The sequence below is a fragment of the Candidatus Hydrogenedentota bacterium genome, from assembly GCA_035450225.1.
Classification (GTDB): domain Bacteria; phylum Hydrogenedentota; class Hydrogenedentia; order Hydrogenedentales; family SLHB01; genus DSVR01.
Genome location: DAOTMJ010000011.1, coordinates 71,225 through 89,913, shown reverse-complemented (window position 1 = coordinate 89,913; position 18,689 = coordinate 71,225). Strand labels below are relative to the sequence as shown.

Below are 18,689 nucleotides of genomic sequence, written 5' to 3'. Positions count from 1 at the left end.
CCCCGATCGGGAACAACAACCCATCATAGCATAGGGATTTGTACGATAGAGGATCTCATGACTCCCGCACCAGGGCAATCGCATTAAAACGGGCTTGCCAGCCCGCGTCTCCCGGTAGCCGCTGAACCTTCCTTCTTCCCGCCGCTCCTTCTTCCGGATCGCTTCGAATACTCCCCTCCTTCTTCTCGCGAGGAAAACGGGTATTTGGCAGTAGTTGTAGTTTGATATTTAAGTATGCCTCTGCCTATATTGCGTCCAGGCCACTTAACAAGGAGAATCTTCACATGGACGCACAAAACACTTCCTTCACCATCTTCTTCAGCCGTCTGGAAGATCCGCGGCTTGACCGGAAGAAACGCCACAGCCTCCACGACATCATTGCCATTACCATTTGCGCCGTCATCGCCGGCGCCGAAGGCTGGACCGATGTCGCCCGGTTTGGAAAGGCCAAGGAGGCTTGGCTGCGTACTTTCCTGAAATTGCCCAATGGCATCCCCTCGCACGACACCTTCGGACGGTTCTTCAGCCTCCTGGATCCCGTGGCTTTCCAGCGATGCTTTATTGAGTGGGTACAATCCATTCACCAGTCGGTACAAGGCGTCGTGGCCATCGATGGAAAGACGGCCCGCCGCTCCCATGACCGAAGCAAGGGCAAACAGGCCATTCATATCGTCGGCGCATGGGCGACGGAAAACGGCATCGCGTTGGGGCAGACCAAGGTGGACGACAAGTCCAACGAAATCACCGCCATCCCCGAGTTGGTCAAAGCATTGGACCTCAAAGGATGTTTGGTGACCATTGATGCCATGGGGTGCCAGAAAGAAATCGCGAAAACCATTGTCGAGGCCGGGGCGGACTACCTGCTGGCCGTCAAAGGCAACCAGGAAACGCTGTGCGAAGACGTGGAACAGGAATTCAAGGCGGCGATGGCCGACAACTTCGCCCACATGGACTGCCAGTATTTCGAATCGCTCGAAAAGGGCCATGGGCGCGTCGAAAAACGGCAGTACTGGTTTACGCACGACATCGGGGGACTGGGAACGCTGGAGCGCTGGCCCAAGCTCGCAGGCATGGCCATGTGCCGGGCCAGCCGCACCGTCAACGGCGAGACTTCCGTCGAAGACCGCTACTACATCACCAGTAGCGAGGACCCGGGCATAGGCAAAATCGCCCACGGTATCCGCGCGCACTGGCGCGTGGAAAACTCCCTGCATTGGGTACTGGATATCGCCTTCAACGAGGACCAATGCCGAATACGAATCGGATATGCCGCCGAAAACCTCGCGACCATCCGTAGACTGGCCATCAATGCAATCAAAGCCAACACTTCCAGAAAGGGCGGCATCAAGGCAAAACGATTGCAGGCGGCTTGGGACATGGATTACCTGATCGAAATCCTCATGGCGATGTGACTTATAATGCGATTGCCCTGACTCCCGCACTGGCGGGCAGCAAAATAAAACCTGCCCGTTGCAGCACGCCGATACATTCCTTGCCGTTTACAACCGGCAAGGAACGCATACCATCACGACTTCCCGTGAATCCCGGTACGGGTTTTCCTTTCTCAATCAAGGTTTCCAGATAGAAGTCAATGGCCTCGCGGCTGCTGGCCATGGCCTCGGCCTTGCCATGCCGATGTATCCCGGCAGACTGGGGCTTTCCACCGCGTAATAATCATCCTCGACCGGATATGTAATCACTTGCCGCCCGGACCGATGCCTCCGCTTCTGCGTTTTTGAGCAAACGCCGGATCCCCTTGACGGTCCCGGGCTGCTTGGTGTACCATTTTTCCAGTTGAGGTAGTCTGAATGCCATTGCGCAACGAGGGCTTATGACGCAATCGCCTGTGGCGGGTTACCATGGAGGCCTTAAAGAGGTTCGCATGCCTGCATTGAGCCGTCATGCAGTAACGCGCACAGCGCTTCTGGCGGTTACTGATACGGGAGCCGTGTTGTTGGCTGTCCTTGCGGCGATCACCCTTACGCAAACCGGCGGCACGCTTCTGGAACGAATTTTCTCCCAATTGCCCTTCGTTGCTATCTTTCTGGCGGCGTGGTTCGCGGCGGCGTTTCACGAAGACTTGTTCGCGTCACAGCGCAAGGAGCACCTGATCTACCCGCTGATTGGGATATCGAAGGCCGTCGTGATGGCGTTCATTTTCGCGGGATTTGCCACGGCGTTCCTGACCCAATACAGGCCAACACCGCCATTCCTCGTCTCTTTCGGCGTGGCCGCGTGGCTGTTCATCGGGGGGGCGCGCATCGGATTGCGTATCGCGATTTGGACATTCCGCAAATGGGGGTTCAACCCGCGCAACGTGCTGATTGTCGGGGCCAATCCACGCACGAAACACCTGCTCGACGAGGTCATGCGCCATGCGCGGTACGGCTACCGCGTCCTTGGCATCGTCGAGGACGATCCGCAGCGCGTCGAAACGCTTCGCGAATACAACCTGCCGCATCTGGGCGAATTTCGCGCGCTCGAAAGGCTGTTGACGGAACAGGTTGTTGATGAAGTCCATGTCTGCCTGCCGGTGCGGTCGAGTTACGAACTCATTCAGAGCATCGCGCATTTGTGCGTCGGCGTGGGTGTTCCGGTGCGCTTGGTCGCGGACCTGTTTCCGCTTCGCCTGGCTACGAGCCGGGCGTTCCGCATGGGTAAAATTCCGATGTTGTCGCTGTCCACAGTGCCGGAGAGCACCGCGCAACTGGCCTTCAAGCGGTTGTTGGACATCGTCGTGTCGTTGTCGCTGCTCATCGGGCTATCGCCGTTCTTTCTGTTGGTGGCCATTCTAATCAAACTCGAATCGCCCGGGCCGGTCTTTTTCCTGCAGGAACGCGTCGGCATGAATCAGCGACGATTCAAAATCTACAAGTTTCGCTCGATGGTGGCCGACGCCGAGGAACAGCGAAAGAATCTTGAAACGCTGAACGAGGCCGACGGACCGGTGTTCAAGATTCGCAACGACCCGCGCATCACGCGGGTAGGCCGCTTCATCCGCAAATACAGCATTGACGAGTTGCCACAACTGATCAATGTTTTGCGGGGCGAAATGAGCCTTGTCGGGCCGCGCCCGCCGATTCCCGCGGAAGTCGAGCAATATACGTGGGATCAGCGCCGCCGGCTCAGCGTGAAACCCGGCATGACCGGCCTGTGGCAGGTCAGCGGGCGCAGCGATCTCAGTTTCAAGGAATGGGTCGAACTCGACCTGCGGTACATTGATTCCTGGAGCATCTGGGAGGACTTCGCGATCCTTCTGAAGACATTCCGGGTTGTCATCGAAGGCCGCGGCGCGGCATGAATTCAGTAGTCAGTAGTCAGGAATCAGAGCCCGTGAACAAATTCAATGCAACGGTTTGTAACGCCGAATTCCGATTCGGCACGGGCATTGGCGACTTGGCCGAATCAGAATTCGGCGTTACGCTTTCGACTGTGCAAATAAATTCACAAGCTCTCAGGAGTCAGGAGACAGGAGTCAGGAGACTGTGACGCAAGACGCAAGACGCAAGACGCAAGACGTCTCCAACGTCCGTCGGCCCAATCCTCAGCCCTCACGCCGCAAACCCCAAACCCCAAACCTCAAATCCCAAACTCCGCCCACGGCGCTCCTTGAACGAATGAGACACATGTCCGGCGGCGCATGGATGCGGGTGGCCGCCATCGTGGGCATAGCCGTATTGGCGGGGATGTTTTTCTATGCCATTCGTTCGATTCTGGCGTCGCTGTTCCTCGCCTTCGTGGTTGCCTACATGCTCGACCCGGTGGTGGATTGGTGTTACCGGCACGGGGTGCGGCGCGAGATAACCATCGCCGCAGTAGGCCTTCTGATGGCCGGTCTGCTCGTTGCCGTGCCTATCCTTCTTGTCCCCAACATCCTTTGGGAAGCGGATCGTTTGGCCGATGCCGCGTCGGCGGGCATGAGGAGCGGCGCCCTGTCACACGTGCTGGACGATGCGCTGGAGCGATTGCCGTTGCGCCGGCTGTTTGAAACGCTCGGATGGATGATGCCCGGTGACAAGGAAAGCGTCCGGACGGTTCTTGCCGAGCGCCTCGGATCGTTTGTCAAGGACAATGCCATCCTCATGCTGAAGCGTTACTCGACGGAAGTGGCGCAGGCGGGATTCTGGGCGGGAACGACCGCGGCGGCGGCGGCGGCCACGATAGGCCGCGGCATGGTCAACGTGCTGCTGTTTACCGGAAACGTGGCCCTGTTCGGTTTTGTGACGGTATACCTGCTTCTTTCTTTTGACGATTCCGTAAACGCGATGCGCGAACTGGCGCCGCCCCGTTTCCGCGCGCGGCTCGAATCCGTCATCGGACGCATCAACCACCAATTGCACGCGTTCCTGCGGGGCCAGATCCTCGTTTGTCTTTGTCTCGCGGCGCTGTACTCGTTCGGACTGTGGTTGTCCGGCGTGCCCTTCGGGATCGTCATCGGCCTGTTGGGCGGCGCGGCGAGTTTCGTGCCCTATCTCGGCCTCGCGCTGGCCATTCTGCCCTCGATCGCGCTGGCGTTGATCCAGCACGGATTGGACTGGCATGTCGCCGGCGTGCTGCTTACCTTCGGGATTGCCCAAACTCTTGAAGGAATGTACATCACGCCGAAAATCGTGGGGAATCAGGTCGGCCTCAACCCCGTCTGGATTATTCTCTCGATTATGGTGTTCGGCAGCCTGATGGGATTTCTCGGCCTGATCCTCGCCGTGCCCATCGCGGCCACGCTCAAGGTGCTGATTGCCGAGGCCGTCGCGTATTACAAGGCTTCTTCCTTGTTTTCGGACGGCGTGAACGGCACGACCGAGGGTTGATCTTCCGCCGCCGGCCCCGCAACGCCCCTCCGCGCGCGCCAGCGCGTGAAGGCGTCGTCCACAATGCCGAACCCGATATAGGTCAGGCACAGGGGAAGCAACACCATCGCCGGCGAATGGAGCAGCATGTAGTTGACCGCGGCAATCGCCAGTACGACGAACACCAGCGCGCGAAAGGCGTTGCGCGGCTCGAACACGAGACCCTTCTTCATGCGATCCTTCGGGTAGCGAATCGGACTGACCATCAATCCCGCGAGCAGCAGCGTGAAGGGACCCAGCACCCAGAAGGCCACGCGCAGATTCCAGTATTCCGTGAACAGGACCAGCGACGCGATCGTCCCGCCCGCCGCCGGAATCGGGAGCCCGGTGAACGAGTCGCGGAATCCGCTCTGGTACACGTTGAACCGCGCCAGGCGCAACGCGCCGCACAACACGAACACGATGGCCATGAACGATCCCGTCTTGCCCACAAGCGTGCCGGCTATTTGTTCCTCGCGCAGATAGGCAAAGTAGATCAACACCGCCGGCGCCACGCCGAAGGCGACAAGGTCGCACAGGCTGTCGAATTCCTTGCCGAACTCGGATGTGCTTTTCGTCAGGCGGGCCACCGTGCCGTCAAGCGCATCGCAGACAATGGCGCCCAGGATCGCGAACGCCGCCAGTTCATACCGCTCACGCGCGCTCAGGAAGATGCTGACCAGTCCCCAGTAGAGGCCGAACGCGGTAATCGCGCTCGCCAACACGTTGATGGGGCGCCGCTTGAGTTCCCGGCGCGCCTTGCCCTTTCGGGTCCTTCGGATTTTCATCATGGAAATCGCGCCACCACGCTGCTGCCCCCGCGGACCTTGTCGCCCGCGCGGACGGTTGCTTCGGCCGCGGTCGGAAGGTACAACTCCGTGCGTGAACCAAACTTGATCATGCCGAATTTCTGGCCTTTTTCCAGCCGGTCGCCGGCCTTTGCCAGACACACGATCCGCCGGGCAATCGCGCCCGAAATCTGCCGGACCGTCATCGGGCCGCGCGGCGTATCCAGCCGGACCGCGTTTGCCTCGTTGCAGTCGGTCGTTTCGGGGCGCATCGCGTTGCGGAATTCGCCCGGCGTGTGCGCGACCGATACGACTGACCCGTCGAACGGCGCGCGATTCACGTGGACGCTCAATACCGACAGGAAAATCGAAATGCGCCGGCACGGGCCGTCGTAATGAGGGGTGGCCTGTAGTTCCTCGACGGCCACCACCGTGCCGTCCGCGGGACTCACCACCTCATTGGCCGCGGCGGTAATCGCGCGGACGGGATCGCGAAAGAAGAACAGCGAAAAGCCGCCGTACACCAGGCACACCGCCACACCCACAAAGGCCCAGCGATGGCCGCGAAGCGCCAGGATCAGGAAGATCAGCGCCAGCAACAGGGCCGGAATATAGTAGGGCGCGCCCACGCGCCACGCACTGAACGCTTTCGTCACAACAGGTTCCTTTCCGCGAGGCTCACATAGCGTCCATCGCCGAATATAACATGATCCAGGAGGCTTACGCCCAGCATGTGCCCCGATTCGACCAGCCGCTTCGTGATCGCAAGATCGTCCCGGCTCGGCTCGGGGTCGCCGCTTGGATGGTTGTGGCAGACAATCACCCGCGCCACGCCGTCGCGCACGGCCTGCCGGAACACATCCCGTGGGACCGCCTCGACGTGGTCGAGACTGCCCGAAGCCACGTCAACGATCTTGACCACGTCGTTTTTCGTGTTCAGCAACAGGCATTTGAACTGCTCCGTCTCGCATTCCTTGAACTGCGCCATCAGCAGGCTCGACACATCCTCGGCGTTTCGTATCCGCCGGCGGTCCTTGTCCGTATGCGCGACCAGTCGCCTGCCCAGTTCCAGCGCGGCCTTGATCTCGATGGCCTTGACGCGCCCAAGCCCCTTGACTTCCATCAACTGCTCGATGGACGCGCGCGCCACCGCGCGCAGATTGCCGAAATGGCGCATCACGGCATCTGCCAGCGCCACCGCGCCCATCTCGCGCGTCCCGGTGCGAAACAAAACCGCGATCAGTTCCGCGTCGCGCAACGCTTCGGGGCCGAGCCGCTCCAGACGCTCACGGGGACGATCCTCCTCCGGCATTTCACGCACGGCCGACGGATACAACAGCTCCACCATCAATTCAGCCCTTTCACAATCCCCGAAAGCCTAGCACAATCCCGGGCGGGAAACGAAACGGACAAGCCCGAAACGATCCGCGCGCTACACGTCGTACCCCGCTTCCCGCAAGTTCGCGCGAAGGGTTTGGACGGCCTTCCGAATATCGTCAAGCAGGGCATCGTTCGATGCCGTCTTGTACTCGAAATGGATCGAGACAGGTCCCGCGAAACCGGCCTCGCGCATGATCGCAAAACAGTCGGCGAACTTCACGATTCCCTCGCCCAATGGCGCCCATTTCGGCCTGTCCTTGTCCCACACGAAATCCTTGACGGCCATCATCCGGACATACGGCGCGATCAGCCGCGCATTGACCTGCCACGCGCCGTACGCGCCCTCGACCACGGCGTGGCCGACGTCGAAGTTCGATCCGAGGCGTTCCGATCCGACATCCGTAATCATCCGGTGCAGATCCCAAATCGCCGCGCCGACCTGGTTGTAACCGGAATGATTGTGATAGCCCGCCGTGAGGCCGTACTCCCCGGCAAGTTGCGCAAGACTCCGCAGGCCGTCCGTGAATTTTCCGAGTTGTTCGAGCGGATTTCCCGACTTGCCGTACGTCAAGCCTCCAATGCGGAAATAGCGGATGCCCGCCTTCGCCGCCGCTTCGAGGATCGGCCGCGCATTCGGATCGCCGCCGTCGTTCAGCCGGGTCGTGATCATCGGCACATCGAGGCCTTCCGCGCGGATTGCCTCGACCGCGCGCGGCAAGTCCGCCGCAACCTTGTCCGGAACGACGTGCCCGCCTTCCCGGACCGTCAAGTCAATGCCGTCGAGGCCGAGCGCCTTGCCCGTCTTGCCCAGCGCCGCCCAATCGAGAAACTGGAGATGTTTGGAAAAAGCGCAGACCGATGGCTTCTTCATGTTCCCTCCCTGCGCGCGCGCGCCCGATGTCGCCAAACCCGCCGCGACCGCCGCGGCGCCGATGAATCCCCTCCGTGAAATCCCATGACCCATTTCAAGTCTCCTTCACAAACCCTCAGTCCATCAGCCGCCGCACGTCTTCCGGAAGCGTGTTTCGCAACGCGGGATACGCCTCGACCAACCGCATGATATCGGCGAGATCCTTTTGACGCTTACTGCGCCGCCGGGTGTCATCCAAATACACCCAGACCTTGCCCTGCAACACATCCTCGACGCACGCCACGCGCATCCGGTAACCCAAAACGTCCTTCTCGACGGCACGAGCCAGAAAAGGTTGGTACCGGCCGTCGGTTTGCAGTTGGATTCGCAAGTCGGAATCCGGACTTTCCAGATTGACGCTCTGTTCGAAGGTCTCGGCCGTCAATCCACTCCGGCGCGATTCGGCCAGAACCGAATCCAGACGATCCAGCGCGACGACGACGTCCAAGTCGAGGCTCACGACCGGTTCAACGTATGCATTCACCGCCAGACCGCCGATGACACAGTATGGAATTTCCGTGCCGGCCAGCACCAAAAGGAACCGGCCCAGGATGTCTTCCTTGTCGCGGGTCACACCATTCAGGAAAGACTTGCCGGTCATTGAAAAAGCCCTCGGCCCTGTGAAATCACTCTAGCACGGGAAGGACTTTGGAGCAACCCGAAACGAGATCCGTGCTCTCCGTGATTCCGTGTGAAGCATTACTCGCCCAATCTTGTTTCCACGCTCACCAAGCCAATTTCCGGTTTGCCTTCGCGGAATTGGATGTCGGCGATTTGGAGCATGCGGCTGATGTCTTCGGAGGTCGCATGGACGGCTTCGAGCGTCTTGCTGTCGCCGGTGACGATGACCTGTTTGACGCCTGCCTTCATGCTGAGATTGGCTTCGGCCTTGGCCTTGCGGACGGCGTCGAGCACGGCGACGGTCGCGGCGTGGGTGTCGGGGTTTCTCGGCGCGGGGATCGCCGCGAACTCGTCGAGGGTGGGCCACGGGCTGCGGTGGACGGATTCGTTCATGTCCGTGTCCGTGTTGTAGCACCAGTGCCAGACTTCCTCCGCGAGGTACGGCAGATACGGCGCGAGCATGCGCACCATCGCGCGGTGCATCAACCGCAGCGCCGACGCACCGGACAGACGCCCCTGGGGCAGTCCCTCGTCGTACGTGCGCGGTTTGACGATCTCGAGGTAATTGTCGCAGAAGGTTCCCCAGAAGAATTCTTCGGTCAGCATGAGCGCCTGTGCATAGTCGAACGCGTCGAAAGCCGCCGTCGCGCGCTCGATAAGCGGGCGCAGTTCGGCGATGAACGCCCGGTCGGTCTCGTTCACGATTTCGTCCACGCCAAGCAGGGATGCGTCTATAGCCGAGAACTGCATGACGGCGAACTTGCTCGCGTTGAACAGTTTCGTGGCAAGCCGCTTGCCGACCTTGAAGACCTGCTCGTCGTAGGCGGTGTCCACGCCGAGCCGCGCGCGCGCCGCCCAGTAGCGGACGCTGTCCGCGCCGAATTCATCGAGCAGCGGTTCGGGCGTGACGACGTTTCCGTGGCTCTTGGACATCTTCTTGCGGTCGGGATCGAGAATCCAGCCGCTGATGACGACGTTTTTCCACGGCACTTCACGCTCGTGGACGTAGGCCTTCACGATGGTGTAGAACGCCCATGTGCGGATGATTTCGTGGCTTTGGGGACGGATGTCCATCGGAAACAGTTTCGCGTGGCGCTCCTTGTCATCCACCCAGTGCGTGGCGACCTGCGGCGACAGCGAACTCGTCGCCCATGTATCGAGCACGTCGGGATCGCCGGTGAACCCGTTCGGCTGGTCGCGTTGCGATTCGTCATACCCGTCGGGCACATCGTCGAGCGGATCGATCGGCAGCCGCGTGGCCTCTGGAAAGATCGGCTTGTCGTATGCGGTGCGGCCATCCGCGTCCACGGGATACCACACGGGAATCGGCACGCCGAAGTACCGCTGGCGGCTCAGGCACCAATCCTGGTTGAGTCCTTCCACCCAATGCTCATAGCGCAGGCCCATGAAATCCGGGTGCCATTGAATCTTGCGGCCCTGTGCGATCAGTTCCGATTTCTTGTCGAGGATGCGCGCATACCATTGCCGCGTCGGAATGAGTTCGAGGGGCCGGTCGCCCTTTTCAAAGAACTTCACGGCGTGCGTGAGCGGTTCGCTCGGACGATCAAGCACGCCGCCCAATTCCTCGGCGATCTCGATGGTCCGTTTCTGCGCCTTCTTCGCAGGCATGCCGGCCAGTTGCGCATAAACCGCGTTCGCCGCTTCGGGGTTCAGGCTTTCCCAGCCGTCCGCGCCGAAGGTCACGGGCATCAACCGTCCGTCGCGTCCCAGGATCTGGCGTAGCGGCAACTTGAACGTCTGCCACCACTCGACGTCCGTTTGATCGCCGAAGGTGCACACCATCACGATTCCCGTGCCCTTGTCCGGTTGTGCCTGCGGATCGGGCATGATCGGAACGGGCACATGAAACAGCGGCGTAATTGCGCGTTTGCCGAACAAAGACCGATACCGATCGTCTTCGGGATGCGCCAGCACCGCCACGCACGCTCCGAGCAGTTCCGGCCGCGTCGTCGCGATGACGACATGGTCTCGGTCGCCGTTCTCGATGCCGAAGCGCAGGTAATGGAAAGCGCTGGGCAGTTCCTTGTCCACAATTTCGGCCTGCGCGATGGCAGTCTGAAAATCCACGTCCCACATGACCGGCGTTTCGGCCTGGTAGATTTCGCCCTGCCGCACCATGTCGAGGAAGCTGTATTGCGACGTGCGCCGGCAATGCCGGTCAATCGTCGCATATTCCTGCTCCCAATCGTACGAGAGGCCGAGGCGCGTCCACAATCGTCGGAAGGCTTCCTCGTCTTCCTTGGTGACCGTTTCGCACAGCGCGATGAAATTCGGGCGGCTGATCGGCTGCGGATCACCCTTGCGACCACGCTCGAATTTCAGGTTCGGATCAAAATGGATATGCGGCTCGCATTTCACATTGTAAAGGTTTTGCACGCGCCGTTCCGTCGGCAGGCCGTTGTCGTCCCAACCGATGGGGAAGAAGATATTTTTTCCGCGCATGCGCTGGTGCCGAACGATAAAGTCCTGGTGGGAGTAACTGAACATGTGGCCGACGTGCAGCGAACCGCTTACCGTCGGCGGCGGCGTGTCCACCACGAACGTCTCGTTGCGTCCGCGCGCGGGATCCCACGCATACGTCCGGTTCGCCTTCCACCAGGCGATCCAGCGATCCTCGATTGCCCTTGGCTCATACTTCTTTGGCAGTTCCATGTATGACAAATTCCTCGCTTATAGGGAGTTAGATGTTGGAAGTTGGAAGATGGAAACCGCAAATGAAAGAAACTGCTGACATCTCTCTATTCTTCAACATCCCAATACCGCCAACACGATTCCTGGAAACCGGCTACCAACCACCGACTACTTGCTACCGACTACCGACTACTCATCCTTCACACTTGTCCCCAAAATGCAAACATCAAAATCGCATTCGACATGGCGTGCATCGGTCCCGGCAGAAGATGGTTCGCCGCGATAATGGCAATGATGATGCCAAACGGGCCGATGGATTCGAGTATCCGTTGCCCGTTGGACGACAAGAACGGCGCGATGATGCCTCCGCCGTCCAGCGGCGGCACCGGAATCAGGTTGAACGCCATCAACGCCATGTTGATCATGGCCATCGAAAACACGAGCAAGAAAACCGGATTTTGCAGCGCCTCGTGCGTCGGCGGAATGTCCATGCCGATTACCACCACGCGCATGATGACCGCAAACACAACCATCATGGTGAAATTGGCCGCCGGTCCCGCCAATGCAATCAGGGCCGGATCCTTCCGCATATTGCGCAGGTTGCGCGGGTTGTACGGCACCGGTTTCGCCCAGCCGAACAAAAACGGCACGCCCGTCACCATCATCAGCAGCGGCATGATGACCGTGCCGATCGGGTCAATATGGGCGAGCGGATTGAGCGTGGCGCGGCCCAGAAACCGCGCGGACGGATCGCCGCGCCGGTCCGCCATGAAGGCATGCGCCGCTTCGTGCACGCTCAACGAAAACAACAGGCAGACATACTGGATGGCCACTTCGCCTAGGTTTACGCCGTGAGAACCCACAATCTTTCCTCAGTCTTTACGGAGGCACGAGTATAATTTATGTGGAATGTTCAGTCAAAGAAGCCTGACGTGGACGTTGCCCCCAACCGAGTTTCTCTTTGTGCTCGTCATCGTAATCGTCATCGCTCTCGCCCCCCCGCGGTTTTCGCACTCGCTAAATCAAGGAACTTCGATTGGTTGCGCAAGCTGCCCCGGAATTTTTTATCGTTTTTTTGTAGAAGCCGGATTGCAAGGCACTGATGCCGACGTCCCTCTTGTCTTTTTGCGTTCTTGATGTCCTTTTCCCATCTGTGCACTTGTCCCGCGCGAATATGGCCGAAAAACTATAACCAGCGCACTTCGGGATCTTTGCGTCGAATCCATTTTGGAAACGCGAGGGCCGGTTGCCCAAGGGCAAGCCCGGCGTAGACCTCGTGATCACGGGGAAGGCCGAGCAAATCCGGAATCGTCCGGTCGCGTTTACATGCGCCCACGACATAACCAAGCAGGAACCCGCCCAATCCAAGGGCATGGGCGGCCAAAGCCGCGTTATGCAGCGCCAGCGCCGCGTTCGTTTCAGGAAAATGCACGCTGCGCCGGGCGTGGGCGAATATAAGGCACGGCGCCCCATGCAATATCGGATCGCGCCCGTTTCGGTGTTCGTTGCAGACATAATCGAAGTCCGGCAGCATGTGAACGGCGCTCGCGACTTCCTCGCGCGACAGCACCAACCGGTACAACGCCCGAACGGCCGGATTGCGGATTTGCCGGGCCATGCGCGCAATGAAGGCCACCGTCGAATCCGCCGTCTTATTCAACAGCGCCCGATCCTGCACCACGACGTATTGCACAGCCTGGATGTTGTGCGCGCTCGGCGCGAACCGGGCGGCATCGAGCACGGCCTCGATAAGGTCCCGCGAAACCGGCGCATCCTTGAAGCGGCGGACGGATCGTCGCGAACGGAGCAATTCCCGGACCTGATCGTGCGAGGGGAGGCGATCCGCGTCCACCGGACAAATCGTCCCCGCCGGAAAGGCTTCGTGGAGCACGGCATCGGCGGGGCACGTCGCGAGGCAATGCCCACACGCGATGCACAAATGGCCCTGGGCGATATCCGGGACAGCGCCCGGCCCTGACCGGGCAAAAACCGATTCCGGACAGGAAACGATGCAGGTTCCACACCGGTTGCACCGGGCCGAATCAATAGCGATCGTTGTCATTTCCATGCTCCTTGTCGTGATTACCGCAACCTTTTGTCATTTCGTGGAACCGGTATGTCCCGCCGGTTTCCATTCATGGCTCCGAACGCGGCCTATCCGGCTGAAAGGCGAATAGATGTACCGGACTTTGCCGGCAATGGTGGACGCCGGCGCCCATCGCCGTTTCCAGGCATGGCTGTCATGGCTATGGTTGCGGTTGTCGCCCAAGACAAACACGCCGCCCCGCGGAATCCGAACCGGCCACATTTCGTATTTCGGCGGCTCCTTGATATACGGCTCGTTCAGATACTCCCCGTTGACGCAAACGATTCCGGCGCTGATCCAAACGATGTCGCCCTCCATGGCGATGATCCGTTTCACGATAAAATCGCCCGGTTGCTCCGGATCGGCCAGAACGACGATGTCGCCCCGCCGATAGGAACGCTCGGCCGTCGTAATCAGGTAATCGTCTTTCAGCAGGGTGGGCTCCATGCTTTCGGACGGCACCAGAAAGAAGCGTATGCCGCTGAAAAAATAGAGGTAAACCAGCGCGCACAACAACGCCACGCTCGCGGCATTGCCGCCGGGTCTTCCAAAAACGGCGCGCAGCATGCGCCGCCAGCGGGACGGCCCTTCCGTCATGATGCGTCACTCGCGCCTTTTCGCCGGTTCTTTGGCGTGCATCTTGCCGGATTTTTCAGGAGGCGGGCCCAAATCCGCCTGGAGTTTTTTTGCAACCGCGCTGTCGGGCCGGATCCGAAGGGCCTCCTCCAAGCATGCCGCCGCGCGCGATCGATCTTCCGCCCGAATCCAGACGCGCGCCTCGTTCAGCCATGCGTAGAAACGCTCCTCGTCCGTTCGGGCGATGGCGCGCGTGTCCTGCCAGGCCTTGGCGGCGTCTTTCCAATTGATCTTGACCCCGAAATCCCCGCCCGCGAAAAAATTCACCGCGTAATCCTGCACGATGTCGAAATCGTCCGGTGCGAGTTCCTTGGCCCGCTTCGACAGTTTCATCGCCTCGCGATACACCTTCGCTTTGTCCCACTTGCGGAGCTTCTGCACCTCCGGGAAATTGACGAGATACATCTGCGCGAGATTGTAGCGGTAATCGGCCATGTCCGGATCCAGCGAAAGGGCCCGATCATAGCAATACAAACCCTGCGCGTAATTCCCGGTGTGGCAGTGGTGAATCGCCAGATTGTTGAATGGCGCGCTGAATTTGGGATCGAGCGATGAGGCCAGTTCCCACGCGCGAACCGCACCGGCTATTTCGCCGAAACGGTCATACAGTAGCTCGCCGTAGTAATTCTGACCGCGCGCGTTGCTTGGATACTGGCGCAGCACGTATTCGTACCCCTGCCGGATGGCCTTGAAGCGATCTATCGCCGACTGCCGCTTCGTTTCCGCTGCTTCCGTGTCGCCCGCCGCCGCTTTTTCTTGCGCCTCCTTGAGTTCCGCATCGGCCAACGCGGCCTCGCGCACGTCGAACGCGCGCATGGCCTGGATCAGCGCCGCCTCATCCATGCGCAACGCGGGCAATTCCTCCAGCCCTTTCGGCAAATCCGCGCCCAGCGCGAACACACACGCAACCATCAGCATCCCGGCCATCATGGGCGGCATTCTCCTCGTTTCGACCGGTCCATCGTACCACGCCGGGCGCCGCTCGGCCAAGCCGCCCGGCCGTCAGCCGGCGTCTTTTCCGCACAACACAAACCAAACCGTGCCCAGCACGCCAAACGAGAAAGCTGCGATCAGATTCGCCTCGGGCGCGATTTTCCACAGATAGAGGCCGCCGAACGCCGCTATCGAAACGACCACGTCGCGTGCGAGATAGTACGCGCCGAAGGTGGCGGCCTTGGCATCGTCCGGCGCGAGGTCCATGATCAGCGCCTTCCGCGTCGGCTCCCCGAATTCCTTGAGTCCCCGCAACACAAACGCACCCGCCAACCACGCGAATGACCGGCAAAACAGCAACAGGAGGGGAAACAACGTGAAAAAGACGAAGGTCATCGCGATGAAAGGTTTCTTGCCGCCGCGATCGGCAAAATAGGCGACCGGAATGTAGCAGAGCACCGCGGTCGTCATTTCGATGGACGTGAGGATGCCGAACTGGAAAGCGCTTACGGGATGCTCGATGGTTTTCATGCACCAGACGACCACGAACGCGTAGGGAATTTGCTCGCAAAACCGGATTAGAATATCGGACACGAGCAGCGACCGCAGCGGCGGACTCATTCGGGCCAGCACGGCCAGCGGATTCTTGTGCGGTCCCGGCGCGTGGGACGGTTTCGGCGCGTCCGGCTCGATAAGCCGCTGCTGCATGACAATGGCCGCGAAGGCCATGGCAAGCGCCGCCGCGAAGGCCAGCCGGACCCCGTCGCGCTCGCCCCACTGTGCGATAAACAACCCGCCCGCGAGCGGGCCCAGCGCCATCGGCACCCGCCGCACAAGCGAATGCATCGAAACGCCCATCGTGCGCCGGTTCTGCGGCAACACGCGGGCGACAAGCCCCATCGTCGCCGGCAGCGAGATGGCCGTCCACGACAGAAAAAGAAACGATCCGCCGATCACCGCAAGCCAGCTCGGAACGAGTATCACGACGAGAAATCCGGCCATCGTCAACAGGTTGAACACCAGCAACGCGCGCTTCGCACCGATGCGATCCGACAAATAGCCGCCGGGAAATGAATAGAGCGCGCCCAACAGGTTCGTCAGCCCGTTCAACAACCCCACCGCGAACTCGCCCCCGCCCAACGCAAGCAAATAGATCGGCAGGAACCGTTCCGCCATCCGCTCCCCCATGCCAATCAGGATGACCATGCCGAGCAGCCCCATCATGCTTCGGCGAAGACCCAGAAAATCAATCGCGCGCGTGACAATGCCCATATCTGATGTGCTCCAGGATGAGGTGATCCCCACCTCTTGGACACGTTTTTGGGTGATCTTAGGTGGTGATGTCCGTCCGTACCACCCAACCACCCACCTATTCGAACAGAAAGGAACGACCAGAACCCGGAGGTGTGGACCGCTCCCTTCCGTTCTCTTTTCGGCAAACCCAGCCTAGCACACTTGGCGGTTCCTGTCAATACGTGGCTGCGGGCGTTCATGACAGGATCCCCGCGTAATGGCAGTGCCAAGGCGTGGCGTTGTTCAGGGCCTGATGGCGGCGTTCCCCGTTGTAAAACGTGAAGTAGGCGCCCAGACTTGCCCGCGCGTGCGGGACGCTCTCATAGTCCCGCAGGTAGACTTCCTCGTACTTGACCGTCCGCCACAACCGCTCGATGAAGATGTTGTCGAAGGCCCGTCCGCGTCCGTCCATGCTGATCCGCACGCTCTGGCGTAAGAGCCGGTCCGTGAACGCCTCGCTGGTGAACTGCGAACCTTGGTCGCTGTTGAAGATCGCCGGCGCGCCGTGCCGTCCCAACGCCTCGTCGAGCGCTTCGACGCAGAAATCGGTCTCCAGCGTGGTGGACAATCGCCACGCCAGCACGTAGCGGCTGAACCAGTCCATGATTGCCATGAGGTATACGAACCCCCGCGCCATGCGGATGTACGTGATGTCCGTACTCCACACCTGGTTGGGCCGCACGACTGCCAGATCGCGCAATAAATACGGGTAGATCCGATGACCCGGCGCCGGCACGCTCAGCCGTGGCTTTGGATAAATCGCCTCCAGCCCCATCAGGCGCAACAGACGGCGGACCCGCTTCAGGCCAACCGGCCAGCCCCGGTCCTGCAGCCAGAGCGTCATGCGCCGCACGCCGTAGAACGGATGGCGCGTGTACTCTTCATCCAGCAGCCGCATCAACGCCAAATCCTCCGCGTCGTTGCGGACCGATGCGTAGTACAGCGACGATCGCGCCAAGCCCAGCAGTTCGCACTGCCGCTCCACCGAGAGCACCGGATGTCCGCATTCCACCATGGCCCGCCTCACCTCAACCGGCACGGCCCAGTTTTTTTTTGAGCCAGTCCAACTCGAACTTCAACCGGCCGATCTCCTCATACAGCCGGCCGCGCAGCTCCGACTCTGCCTGCTCCTGGCGTGCGCGCCCGTTGGAGAAGACCTCCGACAGGCCGGCCACCGCCTGCTTTTTCCACTGTGTCACCTGGTTGGGATGGACGCCGTACTCGCTGGCGATCTCGTTCACCGTCCGCAGACCCCGCAACGCATCCAACGCCGCTTTCGCCTTCGTCTCCGTGCTATGCTGCCTCCGCTCTCGCTTCATACCGATCCTCCTCGCTGGACATCCTTATCCCGTAATAACACACCATGATAACTGTCCAGTTTTTGGGGATCACTTCAGGAAGACTGCCGATAAAAAAACAAAAGAGAAGACGCCGATCCATTATCGCAGACTGTCGCCGTCCGTCTGTGGGTCAGGATAGAGAAATTATACAGGATGCTCGGCGCGCTTTGCGTTTTTCCGGGGTATTTCCCTTGGAGTTGCATAGCCGTGCCGAAAATCGCCAAAATGCCGCCATGCTTCAAACACGAACTATGCAATATGGATGGTTGCGTCCGTTGATGACGCTTGCCTTTGTCATTGTCCTTGCGACGGTCTTTTCGCCGCGCGACGGGGGAATGCCCATTTTTTGGCGGGCGGACAACTGGGCGAACGTGCTGCGCCAGATTTCGGACATCGGCATACTGGCAATGGGAATGACGCTGGTAATCGTGTCGGGCGGGATCGATTTGTCGGTGGGATCGCTGCTGGCTTTGTCGTGCACCGTTTTCGCATATACGTTTACGAGCGTGCCGGCCGCATGGTCGCCCGCGGCCGGGATCCTGCTGGCCGTCGGGAGCGCGTCGCTGTTCGGCCTGCTGGCGGGCGTCGTCGTGGCGCGGTTCCGGATGCAGCCGTTCATCGTGACGCTGGCGGTTATGATAGGCAGTCGCGGCCTCGCGAAATGGCTCGTGGGCAACGCCACCATCGCCGTGGGCTACGACGATCGGACCAAGCTGTTGGTGGATTTCATCGGCCAGAAGGCGTTCGTCGTGTCGGCGTTTGTGGTCGTGACCCTTTTCACGCTCGTCCTGTTGAACTGGACACGGTTCGGGCGCTACCTGATGGCGGTCGGCGGCAGCGAAGACGCCGCGCGGCTGTCGGGCATCAACGTGTCGTGGGTCAAGATTCGCGTCTACTTGCTGTCAGGCCTGATTGCGGGCATTGCCGGGGTGCTCTATTGCTGCGAGACGCACCAAGGCGATCCGAAGGCGGGGATGGCGTATGAACTGGATGCCATCGCGGCGGCGGTGATCGGCGGGACGAGCCTTTCGGGCGGAAAAGGCGGGATTATCGGCACGGTCGTCGGCGCGCTCGCGCTGGGCATTTTGTCCAACGTGCTGGGCCTCAACAGCGTGGACGAGAACGTGCAGTGGATGCTCAAAGCGGGTATCATATTGGTCGCGGTCTGGTTGCAGCAGGTCGGCGCACGGCGATGAGGATGCGGGACAGGCCCGTTCGTCCGTT

17 protein-coding genes are annotated in these 18,689 nt (G+C 60.4%); 4 read left to right on the top strand and 13 right to left on the bottom strand.

The window, feature by feature from the left end; translation table 11 throughout:
- Positions 1-284 precede the first annotated feature (284 nt).
- A complete protein-coding gene (locus P5540_08685; GenBank protein ID HRT64893.1) occupies positions 285-1,412 on the top strand; it encodes an ISAs1 family transposase in 1,128 nt (375 codons plus the stop codon).
- A 1-nt stretch (position 1,413) separates the two neighbouring features.
- On the opposite strand, the gene P5540_08680 is transcribed toward P5540_08685, so the two are convergent.
- Positions 1,414-1,614 (bottom strand): hypothetical protein, encoded by a 201-nt coding sequence (locus tag P5540_08680; GenBank protein HRT64892.1) that lies wholly within the window; start codon positions 1,612-1,614, stop codon positions 1,414-1,416.
- Between the two features lie 268 nt (positions 1,615-1,882).
- Between P5540_08680 and P5540_08675 the strand changes: the two genes are divergently transcribed.
- Both P5540_08675 and P5540_08670 read left to right on the top strand, forming a co-directional pair.
- Entirely contained in the window at positions 1,883-3,301 is a 1,419-nt protein-coding gene (locus P5540_08675) for a sugar transferase (protein ID HRT64891.1), read from the top strand.
- 316 nt (positions 3,302-3,617) lie between these two features.
- Entirely contained in the window at positions 3,618-4,808 is a 1,191-nt protein-coding gene (locus tag P5540_08670) for an AI-2E family transporter (protein ID HRT64890.1), read from the top strand.
- On the opposite strand, the gene pssA is transcribed toward P5540_08670, so the two are convergent.
- From pssA to P5540_08610, 12 genes are all read right to left on the bottom strand, one after another.
- The gene (pssA, locus tag P5540_08665) at positions 4,754-5,617 is read right to left on the bottom strand and encodes a CDP-diacylglycerol--serine O-phosphatidyltransferase (protein ID HRT64889.1); all 864 of its coding nucleotides are present in this window, start codon (positions 5,615-5,617) and stop codon (positions 4,754-4,756) included. The two genes, P5540_08670 and pssA, sit on opposite strands and share 55 nt — an antisense overlap.
- On the bottom strand, positions 5,614-6,270 hold the full coding sequence (locus tag P5540_08660) for a phosphatidylserine decarboxylase family protein (GenBank protein HRT64888.1): 657 nt from the start codon (positions 6,268-6,270) through the stop codon (positions 5,614-5,616). The genes pssA and P5540_08660 overlap by 4 nt, the downstream gene beginning before the upstream one ends.
- Positions 6,267-6,962, bottom strand: a complete 696-nt coding sequence (gene radC, locus P5540_08655; protein ID HRT64887.1) for a DNA repair protein RadC — start codon at positions 6,960-6,962, stop codon at positions 6,267-6,269. Before radC ends, P5540_08660 begins: the two co-directional genes overlap by 4 nt.
- An 84-nt stretch (positions 6,963-7,046) precedes the next feature.
- Positions 7,047-7,958, bottom strand: a complete 912-nt coding sequence (locus tag P5540_08650) for a sugar phosphate isomerase/epimerase family protein (protein ID HRT64886.1) — start codon at positions 7,956-7,958, stop codon at positions 7,047-7,049.
- A gap of 22 nt (positions 7,959-7,980) precedes the next feature.
- The gene (locus P5540_08645; GenBank protein HRT64885.1) at positions 7,981-8,505 is read right to left on the bottom strand and encodes a hypothetical protein; all 525 of its coding nucleotides are present in this window, start codon (positions 8,503-8,505) and stop codon (positions 7,981-7,983) included.
- A 98-nt stretch (positions 8,506-8,603) separates the two neighbouring features.
- A complete protein-coding gene (gene valS, locus P5540_08640) occupies positions 8,604-11,198 on the bottom strand; it encodes a valine--tRNA ligase (protein HRT64884.1) in 2,595 nt (864 codons plus the stop codon).
- 179 nt (positions 11,199-11,377) lie between these two features.
- On the bottom strand, positions 11,378-12,040 hold the full coding sequence (locus P5540_08635; protein ID HRT64883.1) for a site-2 protease family protein: 663 nt from the start codon (positions 12,038-12,040) through the stop codon (positions 11,378-11,380).
- Positions 12,041-12,363: 323 nt separating this feature from the next.
- Entirely contained in the window at positions 12,364-13,239 is an 876-nt protein-coding gene (locus P5540_08630) for a nitroreductase family protein (GenBank protein HRT64882.1), read from the bottom strand.
- 36 nt (positions 13,240-13,275) lie between these two features.
- Positions 13,276-13,860, bottom strand: coding sequence for a signal peptidase I (gene lepB / locus P5540_08625; protein ID HRT64881.1), 585 nt, complete (start codon positions 13,858-13,860; stop codon positions 13,276-13,278).
- A 6-nt stretch (positions 13,861-13,866) separates the two neighbouring features.
- Positions 13,867-14,829: a tetratricopeptide repeat protein gene (locus P5540_08620; GenBank protein HRT64880.1), complete on the bottom strand. Its 963-nt coding sequence runs from the start codon at positions 14,827-14,829 to the stop codon at positions 13,867-13,869.
- Positions 14,830-14,901: 72 nt separating this feature from the next.
- Positions 14,902-16,104 carry an MFS transporter gene (locus P5540_08615; GenBank protein HRT64879.1) on the bottom strand — a complete coding sequence of 401 codons (1,203 nt, stop codon included), beginning with the start codon at positions 16,102-16,104 and terminating at the stop codon, positions 14,902-14,904.
- A 217-nt stretch (positions 16,105-16,321) separates the two neighbouring features.
- Positions 16,322-17,444 (bottom strand): IS3 family transposase gene (locus tag P5540_08610; GenBank protein ID HRT64878.1). Its coding sequence is split into 2 segments (ribosomal slippage): positions 16,322-17,179 and positions 17,181-17,444, totalling 1,122 coding nucleotides; the frame shifts between segments, so codons are not numbered across the junction.
- Between the two features lie 299 nt (positions 17,445-17,743).
- Between P5540_08610 and P5540_08605 the strand changes: the two genes are divergently transcribed.
- Positions 17,744-18,661, top strand: coding sequence for an ABC transporter permease (locus P5540_08605; GenBank protein HRT64877.1), 918 nt, complete (start codon positions 17,744-17,746; stop codon positions 18,659-18,661).
- Positions 18,662-18,689: the final 28 nt, after the last annotated feature.